This is a genomic window from Nocardia veterana NBRC 100344 (assembly GCF_000308855.1).
Classification (GTDB): Bacteria; Actinomycetota; Actinomycetes; order Mycobacteriales; family Mycobacteriaceae; genus Nocardia; species Nocardia veterana.
Window position 1 is genome coordinate 86,808 of the sequence record NZ_BAGM01000117.1, and the last position, 13,895, is coordinate 100,702.

Sequence of the window (13,895 nt, forward strand, 5' to 3'; positions counted from 1 at the left end):
ATGGTTCTTCGTCTCCCCGAGTCGCTACCCCCACCCGTCATCGAGTGCGTGGCAGGGCACTTCCCCACCGGCGACGAAGATGCCATGCGCCGGGACGGCCACTACCACTCGGAGCGGGCCGAGGAATGCCGGAAGGCGGCGGCCGACTACCGGCGGATGGCCGATGAGCGACACCGGATGATCCGAGGCCGTCAGGGCGACGAGGTCGAAAAAGGATTCCGCAACCTCGCGGAGCTCTACGAGGGCCAAGCCAAGCACTCCGACAGCCTGGCCGAGGAACTGTTCCAAGGCGCCAACAACATCGAGCTCCAGAAGTGGACCGTCATCGGGTTCGCGGTGATCCTGGCCTGGACATTGGCCCATGCCGCGGTCATGTTCGCCGCCTTCCCCGCAGGTGGCGCGGCCGAGGCCGCAGTGGCCAAGATGCGCACCGACACCGCGCTGCGGTTCGCCTGGGCGAAAATGATGCAGTACATCTCCGGGCAGAGCGCCAAGCTGGCAGCCGAACGCGGACTCATCAGGCTGGCCACCAAGATGGGGGTCATCGGCGCCGTCCAGGGCGGCGGTATCAACGCCGCGATTCAGCTGAAGCAGGTCGCCGACCACCACCGTCACGAAGTGGACTGGAATGCGGCGAAGATCGCCGCGGCGGCGGGAGGTGTCGGCGGCGCCGTCGGAATGGGGTTCGGCCGCTGGTTCGGCAACCGCAAGGTCATACCGATGACGACGGCGCTGGCCGAACGAGCCGGCCGCACCGGCACCCGAGTGGCGGTGCAGATCGCCGGCACGGCTGTCATCGGCGCCGGCGGTGGCGTCGCCGGTGGTCTGGCGGGCGCCGCGGTATCGCTGAAGATGTCCGGTGAGGCCCTCACCTTCGACAAAATGGTCGAGGGCCTGCTGCCCGCGATCACGGGCGGATTCGTCGGCGCCGCGGCGCACGGCGCCGCGGGTATCCGGTCCGCCACCGCACCTCCGGCGGCCGAGGCACCGCCCGTCGCCGCAGCACCCGAAAATTCCGCTGCCGCACGCCCTCTCACCGACGCGGTGCCCGAATCCAACCGGCGCACCGCCGATGCCGAAGCGGGCCGATCGCCCGGCGAGCGCGGTGGGATGCGACTCGAGGACTTCGTGGCACTGGCCGGTGGCGACGACGGCCCGGCGAAGCCCACCGCACCGAAGGTGACCGTCAACAGTCCGGACTGGAATCCGGGTTTGCGAATCACGTTGCCCGACAACGTCAATCCGGTCAAGAACGTCGATTTCCCCGCCTCACCCCCGGCGGAGGCAAAACCGGTCGCACCGAAAGTATCGGAGCCGCCACCCAGTCCGCTCGGTGACGCCCTCGCCGCGCACCTCGCCGAACACGGCCGGCAGCCGGCGAGCGCCGAGAGCGCCGCGGACGCCGCGTCCCCCCACCCCGCCGATGGCGAGGTGGGCGGCGCACGCCCGTCCGCAGCGGGTGAGCAGGAACTCGGGGGTGCCGGAAACACCACGGCGGCAACGCCTCCCGTCGATGTCACGGCAGGCGCAGGGCAGGCGCGCGGCCACGGGGAGTCGAACGGCGCCCACGACGGCCCGGTCGCGGCACCCGAGGCCGAAGCGGGTACGGCCGTCGGTGCCGACCGTCCGGCCGAAGTGGAGGCCGGCCGGACCGTGGTGCGCGATCCCGCCGAGGGCGATTCGAGCGCCGAGCAGACCGCGGCGAAGGCGGAATCGAAGCAACCGGCTCCGGTGGAGGAAGCCGCGCGCACCACGACCGAGAAGCCACAACTGTTCGACGACGAACAGATCCGGGCCGAGCAGGCCGACGCCGACGAGCCCGAGGCGGGTCCGACCGCACATTCCGAGGAGGGCGCCTCGGTCACGGCGGTTGCCGAGGCCGCCCCGCCACGCTCCGTCGAGGCCGAACGAAGCAGCGGTGAGCGATCCGCCGCTGCCCCGCAGGCGGCTGGGAAACCGGCGACCGCCACGGCTCGCGGCCCCGTTCCCGCCGAGGCGGCCGCCCCCGAAGGGGCGCCGGCCGCAGCCGCCCCGCCCCGGGTATCGGCACCGAAATCGGCTGCGGCGGAACGTCCCCCGGTGGTCGAGTCGAACGCGAAACAGAGCGATCGCGGCGCGGCGGAATCCGAACCCGGGCGCACCGTAGACGCCGAACCCGCGCGGCAGAACAAGGATCAGCCCGAACCGGCCGGCACTCGCGTCGAATCCGATGCGGAATCCACCGGCAAAGAAGGCCAAGCGCAGCAGCGCCCTTCGGACGAGGAAGGCACCTCGAAACCGGCCGACGATGCCGAAACCACCGAAAGCCAGGGCGAACCCGAGCCCCAGCACGCGCGCGCCGACGAGGACGGCACGCAGGAAACCGGTCGCGATCTTCCCGAGGACGGCGACGACTCGGCGAAGGCGGTGGCGCAGCAGTATCGGGCCGAGGCCGAGGAACTCCTCACCGAATACGGATCGCGGGACTGGACCAAGGTTTCGGACAACGAACTGCAGACGATGCTGTTCGGGCCGGACGAACGCGAGGCCGCGCTCGCGGTGATCGAGATCATCAACCGGGGTGAAGGCAAGGTCCTGCGCTGGACCCAGGTGATGGGGATGCTGGTCCTGCGCGATGGTCATGTCGGCCGGATGCAGGCGGGTGAGGGAAAGACGCTGGTCTTCCAAGCCGCGTCCGCGTTGCGGGCCGCCCAGGGCAATCCGGTGCGCGTACTCACCACGCTCGACACCCTGGCGCTCGAGGCCTACAACATGGGGCAGAAGCTGTTCGGCAAGTACGGATTCGACATCCGGCTCATGAACCCCGACGACCCGTACGCACCGGTGGCCGAGGGCAAGGCCACGATGTGTTTCGGCACGCTGAATTCGGACGGCTTCGGCGAACTCCGCGGCAATATCGCACCCGGCCGGATCAAGCTGGTCGACGAGGTCGACGCGGCGATCAAGGGTTCGGTGTTCATCCTCTCCGAGGGCGCCGGCAACTCGGCCAGTCCGGAAGTCGCCGCACAGGTCCGGGACGCGCACGGCTTCCTCCGCAAGGCCGTACAGGAAGGGCTGCTCAGCGAGGCCGATTTCGCGGGCGCTCGCGGAACCCAGGAAGATCACACCACCTTGACCGGAAACGACCGCGGCAAGGTCGAGCACATTCTGGGCAAGGACCTCACCGAGAAGATCGAGGGAATTCTGGGCCGTCCGCCGAGCGAGTCCGAAGCACACCGGATCGCCATGGCCGCCACGGCGGAATGGCGTTACCACGAGAACGACGACTACATCCTGTGGTACGACCCCGAGCTGGGTCCGAAATACCTGACGGACGAGCGCGGCAATCCCAAGATCGTCGACGGCGAACGGGTGCTGAACCCGAAGTCGCACAAGGTCTTCATCATCGATCAGACCACGCACAAGGTGATGTACGACCCCGAGACCTCGACCGAGAGCCGCTGGAACGGCGGGCTGGCACAGGCCGTGGAAGCCAAGCACGGCATTCAGATTCGCGACGATCCGGCCAGTTCCAAATCCGTCACCGTGCAGGAGTTGTTCTCCTCGGAGAAATGCGACGAGTTCACCGGGCTGTCGGGCACCACCGACAACGCTTACGCCGAACTGAAGCAGGCCGGGGTCGACCAGATCATCGAAGTCCCGCGCTTCAAGGAGTTGCTGCTCAAGGGTGCCGACCCCGAGAACGACATCATCGTGAGCAGCCTGGAGGAAAAGCACGAGGCGATGGCCGACGGCGTCGCCGAGGTGCATGCCACCGGCCGCCCGATCGAAGTGATCTGCGATCGCAACAGCGAAGTCGCCGCGATGTCGAAGAAACTGACCGAGCGCGGGATCGACCACGTCGCCATCGATGCGAAATGGTTCCTCGAGCAGGGCACCGATGCCGAGGCGAATCTGCTGGCGATCTTCAAGAAGGCCGGTGAGGAAGGCTCGGTCCTCGTCATCAACCGGCAGGGCGCCCGCGGCGTCGATATTCCGATCAGCACCGTGCCGAACGAGCAAGGTCTGACGATCAATGATCGTGGCGGGCTGCACGTCATCCAGTCCAGCCGGTCGGCGATCCACCACGATATCGACGTCCAGGGTGAGAACCGGACCGCGCGCAGTGGCTGCGAGGGCAGCGTCCAGTACTACATCGATCTGAGTGCTCCCCAATACACCAGGACCGCCGAGGCGCAGATCACGGTAATCAAATACATGGCGGCCGAAGCACAGCACAAGTCCGCGGTCGCCGAACACGAGGCGGCCGTCGCCGAACACAACGCCGCGCCGAATGCGCGGACGGCGGCCAAACTCGCCGCCGCCGAGAACAGCCTCGACCACAGCCGTCAGCTCCTCGAAGCGGCCACCGCCGATGCCAAGGGGCTGGTGTCGAAACTGCAGCCGTCGGGTATCGGCCACCCCAGTGCCGATCCCGCGTCGGCGCACCTGGCCAACGCCCCGCCAGCGCGCGAACCCGCCGCCACTCCCACCCGGCCGCGCCAGGAGCCGGCCGAACAACCACCACCGACCGCGGACGCCGCGGATCATGCCGGCAGAGCGGCTGCCGCAACGCCCGCTCCCGTTGCCGCCGGAATTCCGGCCGCCGCCGGGACAGCGGGCGTCGCGCCGGCGGCCGGTAGTGCGGATGCGGCCACTGCCACGGGGATTCCGGATGCTCCGGTCGGTCGTACGCCCGCGTCGTCGGCCGTCGCGCCGAACGGTGCGAGTTCCGCGCAGCCGGCACCCGACCATGCTCCGGTCGACGAGAACTCGAGTCTGGCGGGCACTCAGCGGAATTCCGAACCGCACTTCGGCTCGGATTCCTCGACGCCCACCGACCACTCGGCGAATAGTCCTCACCGGCAACCTGATTCGACGCCGTCCACGAACGGTGTGGCGCAAACGGCGGCCGCGCCGCGCCCGGCCGGCGCCCCGGAAACCGTTTCCCCGCAGCTCGATTCCGGGACCGCGGCGCACCCACAACCCGCGTCCCCCGTCGGCACACTGGGCGCGCCCGCCACCAACCCCGGACGTAATACCGACGCCGACAACGTCATTCGGGCCATCACCGATTCACTGCGTGCCGGCGGCACCGAGGCCGCACCCTTCGCGCCGCTGGCGCATGCCGTCGACGGGGCCACGCCCGCACAATCCGGACTCCACCCGGACAACGGGGAACTATCCGATCCGGCCCGGAATGTGCTGCACGCCGGTCTGGATCGCCTCACGGCAGAACAGCGGCAACTCGTCGCCGACGCCGCCGAGGCCGTGTCTCGCAGCGTCGACCTCACCCCGGCGCAGACCGAGGCCGTCGCCCACCTCGCCGAACACGTGCGCACGCTGGCGGGCAACGCCGCGCAGCCGGTGCCGGACCTATCCGCTGTCGAGGCGGAGATTCTGGCTCTCGTCGCGGAAGACATGGTGCTCGGGGATATCTGCATCACGTTGGGGATGCCGCCGAAAGAAGTGCGCGGGCATATCGCCCGCGCCGGCATGAAGCTCGGCACCCGCGGCGATATCGCGACGATGGCGGCGGCGCTCAGTCGCGGACAGCTCGCGATCGGCGCCCCCGACCACAGCCGCCCGCTGACGAAAGCCGTTGCCCACGGCACGCTCACGACGCGCGAGGTCGAGGTGCTCGAACTGGCGACGGTGGGTCTGTCGCCCGCCGTGATCGCCGAACAACTCGCGATCAGCAAGGCCGACGCCACCACCCACCTCGCCCACGCCGGCCGCAAACTCGGCGCCGACGGACTGATTCCGACGGTGGTGCAGGCAGTCCTGCAGCGCGCGGTCGCGGGTGCGGCACCGCAGGTCTTCGCGCCGCGCACCACGCCCGAACCGGTTTCCGGTCGTACTGTCGATGTCGCCGAACCGGTTCCCGAGGCGAACGCCGAGCGTTTCACCAAACAAGCCTTGGCCGCAGAGCTGTTCGAGACCTACGGCGTCGAGGTGCTCGGGCTGGACAAGGACAGCATCTCGGTCGCCACCGCGCTGTCGATCCGGAACGCGATCGCGGACGCGTTCGAGGAGACCTCCTTCATCCGCCTCGATGCCGTTGTGGTGGCGCCGATGACCGGTAATACCGGCGCTGTCATCTGGGACGCGGGTGTCAGCGGGAGCAACCCGCCCGTCGTCATGGTGCTCAACGAGAACCTCTTCGGAGATCCGGAAAAGTTCCGCACCCTCGCCGCCGATGCGACCCGCCGTACCCGGCGCCGGCGGGGAACCAATGAGAAGCGCCAATTGATGGCGCCGACCGGCGATCCGGCGTACGACGCCATCAGCCACGAGATGTCGCACCTGCGAGACCCGGCTGCCCGCCTCGGCTGGTACGACGAGTCGTTGGAGGCGCGGGCCTTCGGCTTCCTGTATTCCCACTTCATGGGCCTGCGCGCGGCCGGGGTGCTTCCCCGGGAGGCCAGATTCGACAAGTGGCTGAACAAGCTCGACGCCTACAGCCGCGATAGAAAGTCACTGCTGCCGGAGGACCGGCTGTTCGCAGCCTTCGACGAGTGGACGAGCGGTTTCGACAGCCCGGAGGCGATCGAGCTGTGGGCGCGGGAGGCGGGCCTGACCCTCTCGGAAGGAAAGGTCGACGTTCAGGAGCTGTATCGAGCGTGGCTGCAACGGCTGGATACCGGCACGCGTGACCGGATCCTGGCGAGTGAGCCGGCCCGAACCCCGACTCTGGGCGATCTCCCCGTCTTCAACCCGGCAGAGGCGCTGGCCGAGGCGAACAACGCATTCGGGCGAAGCGCGCCGAAGGACTTCACCCATCCCGCCTACGCCCTCCAAGCCCTGTTGCGCCGAGTACCCGTCGCGGAGGTCTGGCGAAACGCCGAGCGCCGCAACGCATTGGCCGCCGCCCGCGCGCAGAACCCGGGCCTGGCTCCGGTCGTGTCCGAATTCCGCCCCAGCGTCGCGCCCGGAGGTCGGGTGGCACAGCTCGCGCAGAGGTGGCGCGCTCTGTCGCCGGCCGACCGCACCGCCCAGGCGGATCAGGCGCCCACCATTCTGCGCGCCGCCGGCTCACAGGCTTTCGTACTGGACGAACTGGCCCGACTCGAGACCGAGCATCGCCGCACCGCGCAAGCCCATCGACCGGGGAGCCCCGACCCGGACGCTGCCATCGTCGAACCGTCCGCAGAACAGGGTAATTCGGCTGCGGCGAAGGCCCGCGATCGTTGGCACTCGTCCGTCCTCCCGGACGAGCTGTGGACGCGGCTGGGCACATCCGGCACCCGGAGAATCGACCCCGCTGCCATCGTCCTCGGCAGCCCGGAAGGTCCGCCACGCGTCCGCTTCGACGACCTCACCCACGGTGACGAAGCGCAGGCCGACCTGGTGGAACAGCGAATCATCGAGTTGCTGACCGGCTGGTCGGATCCGGAGTACGTCCGGGACATCGCGGCAGCCGTCGGCGCCTCGGTACGGTGGGGCGACGGAACCATTTCCCTCACCGCCGAACTCGACGGCGACGAGGCGCGCATCCGGCTCATCGATATCACCGGTGACCACAGCTATGTCCGGGTCGACTGGCATCTGGGCCCGACCCCCGGGCCGGTCGAACGGGCCGCGGTACCGCCGGTCGACGTCTCGTCCGAGGAGCTCGACCTCGACCGCCTCATGGAGATGTTCGGCGATACGGAGGCCGGGGGAACACCGCCGTATCAACGCCAGGTGCACGGGATCCGGGACATCGTCAAAAGACGGCTGCGGCAAGAGCGGCCCGGGGTGTACGGCGACCTCATCGACACTGTCGTCCTGGCGGTCAGCGAACTCGTCACCAACGCCAAGAAACATCTGCACAGCAATGCGGAGATGTTCGGACTCGACCCGGAGGAAGTCATCGACCTCACGGTGCACGGGGCGGGTAACGAACGCCGGATCCACCTGACCGTCACCAACGACATAGCCCCCGGCACGGCGGCAAAATTGCCGAAATGGACCGACGACGAACAGGTTTGGGACCGCGAAGGCGGGCGCGGCACCCAACTCATGATCGCCGAGAGCACCGTCGCGGTCCGCCGCATCACTTTCACCGGCGACAAGAACACCATCGAGCATTCGATCGAATACCACCTGACAGAGCCGGACGATGACATCGCCGTCACCTACAGCCGGGCAGAAATGGACGGCACCGTCGCCGCTCACAGCGTGGCAGATCCGGACGACAGCGCGCTGCCCTCGGTCCGCGAGCTGGTGCAGAACCTCCGGCAACTGGAGCGGCTGCGCGAGATCCGCGACGACTTGCGAACGCAGATCCGACAGTTCGCCGGCGCGCACCCGCTGGCGTTCGGCAGGCGGCAGATCGAACGGCTGTATCTGAGACTGCAGGACGAGTTGCGCACCGAACCGGAGCCGTCGGCGGACAAGCAACGGGTCGTCGAGCAGATCGATAGATATCTTGCCTTCGAGGACCTGGTTGCCTCGGCCGAAGAGAGTCTCGGCGTACGACCCACGGCAAGTGAAGACCACCCGGGCGATGCGGACCCGTACGGTTACCGCTCATTGATGTCCGAGGCACAATTCGATGCGCTCCCCGTCGCGGAGAAACACGCCATCGCGAAGGCCGAATTGGCCGAGGGCACTCTGGATTTCGACAACCCCGCAGACGGAGCGGCGTACGCCCGAACGACTCTCGGCGGTGCGAACCTCGCACCGGAACAGGCCGAGTCGATCCGCTGGGCGAAGCAGGATCCCAACGGCACCACCCTGTTCGGCTATTCGGCGGTCAACCGCTACCTGGCGACGCCCCACCAAGACAGAGCGGCAGATGATCCCGCCCGGCCCCACATACCGAACCTGGACGGCGCGATCCTCGGCACCAGTTCGCCCGACGATATCTGGATCGTCGCCGAGAACATCATGGACGAGGCCGATAATCGGAACCCGGCAGCTATGCGCGGCCGACTCCGCACCGAGCCGGGATACCTGCACGGCGAAGTGGGCAGCACACCGTCGGCGCGCTTGGGCGATTCCGACGTCAAACATCTCCGCGTCCCCGCCGGCACGCCGATGCTTGCCACCGAAGCCATCACCGGCGTACCGGAAGTCCTGCTCATGCGCGGGATCCGCTATCTCGTGACCCGGGAGTTCGTCGACGACGAGGGTCTCGCCCATGTCTACGGGTACGTACTGCCCGGCGAATGGGACGCTCCGGGCCCAACACCCGGGCAGTGGCCGGACAGCTCACCGGGCCCGCGCATCGACCCGGTTGCCATCCATTTCGGCAGGGACACAACCGATGCCGAGATCGAACACGTGCAGACCCTGCGCGACGCGGTCATCGCCCTACGGTTCGGCGAGAACCCGGATCCGATACTTGGCCGGCTCGCCGAACTGCTCGACGAGTTGGTGGCGGTCCGGCGCGGAGCGCCGGTGGCGGCGGAACGGCGGCAATGGCTGGAACGCCTCGCGCAGCAGGTACCGGAATGGCTGGCCCGCCGAGACGAAATGGCGGAGGCAGCAAGGCAATACGAGGAAATCGGAGAGGCGTCGCGAGCCACCCTGGATGCCCGGCTGGCCGACGCACAGACGCTGCTGAACGCGGCACTGGCCGCCGTCTCCGCGGCGTGGGAACGACTCGGTCAACCACCGGCGGACATTCCGCCACGACCGGCGGAGCACTTGCTACCGGGTGAACTCGACCGGCTGCGCGACGTGAGTGCGGTGATCTTCGCCGAAATGACTCGCGCGGGCATTGCGGCCGACCGCATCGGCCCGGTCCCCCAGGAGCAGCTCGACGAAGACATGCGGCGCTACCAAACGTTGCGCGAGATGTCGGAGTTGCTGGAACAACTGCTGACCTTCGCCGAGCGCCCCGGTTCGACCAGGATGAGCCGAGCCCGCCGAATCCTGCTGATCGATCACTTCCGCGCGGTATCGGATCTGTTGGCGGCCAACGAAATTCATCGCCAGGCCGTGGCGGCGGTCACCGCTGCGGACCAGCGGCGACAGCGTGCCGAACAAACCCGCGAGAACTACCGTATCGCCGACAACGCGGTTCGCTACCTCACCCGGGTACTGGGCGAGCCACCGCACCATGAGGACCGGATCGCTCCGGCCCAGCCCGCCGCACCGGTCGTGTGGCCGGGTGCCGACGGCCAACCCGCCTACGTCGCGACCACTCCGGCCGAAACACCTCGAGCCGAACAGAATGCAGGCGAGGACACCGGCGTCGAGCTCACCGGACGCAACGTCGATCAGGACTCCACTCCGACGCCCGACGATTCCCGACCGGACAGGGCCGAGACGATCGGCCGCCGGTATGTGGAAACGAACCTGCGCCTGGAGAGCCTGGGACCGGTTGCGGCAGCGAGTGATCGGGGCCCCGAACACGAGCGGAACGAGGACGATTTCGCGCTGCTCACCATGACCGTCGGCGGTGAGCAATACACCGCGGCGATCCTCAGCGACGGCACTTCCAAGCCGAGTGGTGGCGACCGCGCCTCGGCCGCCGCCACCCGCGCCGCGAACGAATACATCGCCGAAGCCCTGCGACAGGCCGACCGCAACGGTGCCCTCGCACCCTTGGAGGTGGTGCGGGGCGCGGTCGCGGCAGCCCAGAACGCGGTACTCGATCTGGCTTCCGAATACCCTGGCCGATCCGGACCGGCCTGCACGATCGTGGTCGCGCTGATGGGAGCGGGCCAGGTCACCATCGACTGGGTCGGCGACAGCCGCGCCTACTGGGTGCCGCTGGACGGTGGTGCACCGGTCCAGCTCACCCACGACGATTCGAACACGCAGCGAGCCATGGACACCTTCGGGTGGAGCCGCGAGGAGGCGCGGCATTCCTCCGTCGGCAAGGGTCTCACCTACAGTCTCGGCCGCCCCCTGGACGGCATCGAACCACACGCGAGAACCGCCGAGCAGGCGACCGGGCGCGGCGTGCTCGTGCTGGCAACCGACGGCATGTGGGACCCGGTCGGCCCGGACGATCCGGAACCCATCGGCGCCGTCGTACGCGACGCCCTGGTGCGATCCGGCGGCGATCCCAGCGCGGGATCCCGCGCGCTGATCCGCACCGCGATCGAACAGGGCAGCGACGACGACATCACCGTGATCACCGCGCTGGTGCCGGTATCCGGCAGCCCGGTCACCGGCCCGGCGCGCACCGGCGTCGACACGGACGCCCCGGAAAGTACCGCCCGGCAATCCGATTCGAACGACGGGCGTTCCTCGCCGTGGGGCCGAGTAGGCGCGTCGAGCCCGCGCATCGACCCGGTCGCCATCGATTTCGGCGGCGCACGCGGAAAGAGTTCGTCGCCGGGTGAATCTCCATGGCGGCGCTCGAAAGCCAACTCGCAGGATGTGCTGCTGCGAGCCCAGCGCAACGACGAGGCCGCCTTCGCGGAGCTGCGCGAGCAGTACGGACGTGCCGTGTTGGCCACGCTGTTCGCCGATCTGGGAATTCCGGCTACCGCGGTGCGACCCGAGCAGCGGCCACTGGTACACGTGGCGCAGGGACTCAACCGCATGGCATTCGAGATCGCGGAGCAGCACCGCTGGCGCGTCGAGGAGGCCGAACCGCTCGAATGGTTGCGTGGCATCGCGAGCAACTTGGTGACCGGATGGCGGGAGATGAACGCCACTCAGCGCCGCCACGTCGCCGATGGACTGGCCGCGCTGCAGCGCGGCGACAATGTCACCGTCGTGCAGCGCGGCGCGCTCGACCGACTGGTTCAGGCTGGTCAGTACGATTTGGAGGCCCAGGGCAAGCACCCCAGCGGTATCGACGCGACATCAGGCGGAACGCAGCGCGAAGCGCGCGGCGCGATGCCGCCCAGCGACACCGAGATCGCCGACGCCCTCGATACGCCCGGGCACAAGGCTCCCCGCGATTCGAACATCGCCCAGCCTCCCGGCGGCGCGAATCCATGGACTGTCGCGCGGTTCAACGCCGAACAACCGGGCGCCGGCCCGAGATCCCGTACTGCGGTGCGCCACGCCGACGACTCCTCGCGACCGGCCACCAGCGCGCCCCCAGCGGCCGAGGCACCACAGACTGTCGATCGTGAGGACAGCGTCGACATCTACCGCGCGTACATCCGCACCGCGGGCGGACCGCGCCACGAGGCCATTTACGCGCTCATCGAAGCGATCCGCAACGGCGAGGTGCCGCCGCACCCGAACGCGGTACCGGACCTCTCGGCGCTCTCGGCGCGTGAGCAACAGATTCTCCAACTTCTCACCGAGCGGCTGTCGCGCCAGGAGATAGCCGAACTACTCGGTGTATCAAGGAGTTTCGTCAACAGCGCGGTGCAGCGGTTGGTGCGCAAACTCGGCGCGGGCAGCGATGCCGAAGCCGTCGCCATGACTCTGAGCGCGCTCGACCGTATCCCGACCTCGGCAACCGCGGCAGCGGCCGAAGCGGACCCGGTATATATCGTCAATCCGCCGCATATCGCGAACGCGCTTCGTCTGCTGCCCGGCCTCGAACGTGGGTTCAGACGTGCGGCGCTGGGCGACTCCCTCGGCGAATTCGCCGCCGCCGGAGCCGATTACCTGCGCACCGTGGTCACGGTCGCGGCGTACGAGCTCTCGCTCGGGCAGCACGCGACCGCACGCACACATCTGTCCGAGGCGTTCGACGCGAGTATCACGCTGCTCAACCGGTTCCCCGCGGTCACCGAGATCAAGAACATCCTCGGGCCGCTGCATCGACTTCGGCGTGCCCTCATCGACGACCCGGGCTCGGCGGCGACGCTCGCCGAGGAGCTCACGGACACCACCGCCACCCGCCGGGCCATCGACAGGGCCGTGTCGTACCTGCACACCCTGGGGCACCTGTCGTCGACAGGCGAAACGGAACCCGCTGCGCCCCAGCGGAACAGCGGTGCGGTGACGGTACGCCCCGAATCCGGAGAGTCGCCGGTTACCGACGATCCACTCGTGACGAAGTCCGCGCCAGCGGCGACATTCGTCGATGTACTGGCAAACTACTTCGCCGACAATCCGGTCGAGATCCGAGCAGCGAGTAGCGTGCCGAATCCGGAATACATCGCCGCCACTGAGCGATACGGCGCTTTGCTGGAGAGCGGGTTCACCGGAAAGCCGACGCAGAAACATATCGCTGACGTTGCGGGCGCAGCGCGATCGATGGTCAGCCAGGTGCTTCGGCACCCGGCCCCCACACACACGCTGAAGGAACAGATCATCCTCGTCGCCGCACGCTGGCTCGGCTATCCGATGAACGAGGATCTGCTACGCGCCGCCGAACGGTACGCAGCAGAATTCGATCCACCGGCCACGAGCCCGGCAGTGCCGCTGCGCGCGCAATCGGTGCCGGTTCCGGCCGAACACCGGGTGTTCAACGCACTCCGGCCCGCGTGCTTCGCCGAAGAGAAGAAGATGATCGAGATCTTCGGCCACGCAACGCGAATCGCGCGCTACGAGACCCCGGACGGCGGCCGGCTCTGGTACAGCGCTCGAGCCCACAGCAAGGATCCGAAGGACGCGCAGTACCCGCTGATCCGCAGCGCCTTCACAGCGTTCCGGGACGGCGCCGCGGAGCGCGGCGGAATCGTCCTGCACGAGGGCAACGCCATCGACGACGACAAGGTCCGTGGTCTCAGCTCCGACCAAGCCATCGCAACGGGAGACCAGTGGCACACCAAATGGCTCGCCGTTCACAACGGCATCCCGAACGAGCAGGCCGACGTCGAATCGGAGGAGTTCCCGACTGCTCTGAACCCGGAACTGGAGGTCCTCCATCACCTGCGAGCCTTCCTGAGCCATGTGCGACATGTGCAGAACGAACGGCTGGCGGCCGCGAAGGACACGCCCCCGGTAGAAGTGCTGGAGCGGTTGCGTGACGACGAGGAGTTCTACTCCGAGTTGCGGACCTGGGCGGCGGCACGGGAGCGCCGGCTGCGCGCGACGAACCGGTGGCCGCGCACGGACGG

The 13,895-nt window shown here is 68.3% G+C and carries 1 protein-coding gene (only partly in view); it reads left to right on the forward strand.

The genetic code is table 11. From position 1 onward, the window contains the following. Positions 1 to 13,895, forward strand: the 5' portion of a protein-coding gene (locus ON37_RS22515) for an MFS transporter (protein ID WP_083893209.1). 47,506 nt of this gene lie beyond the right edge of the window; only the first 13,895 of its 61,401 coding nucleotides appear in the window; its start codon is at positions 1 to 3; its stop codon lies off the right edge, out of view.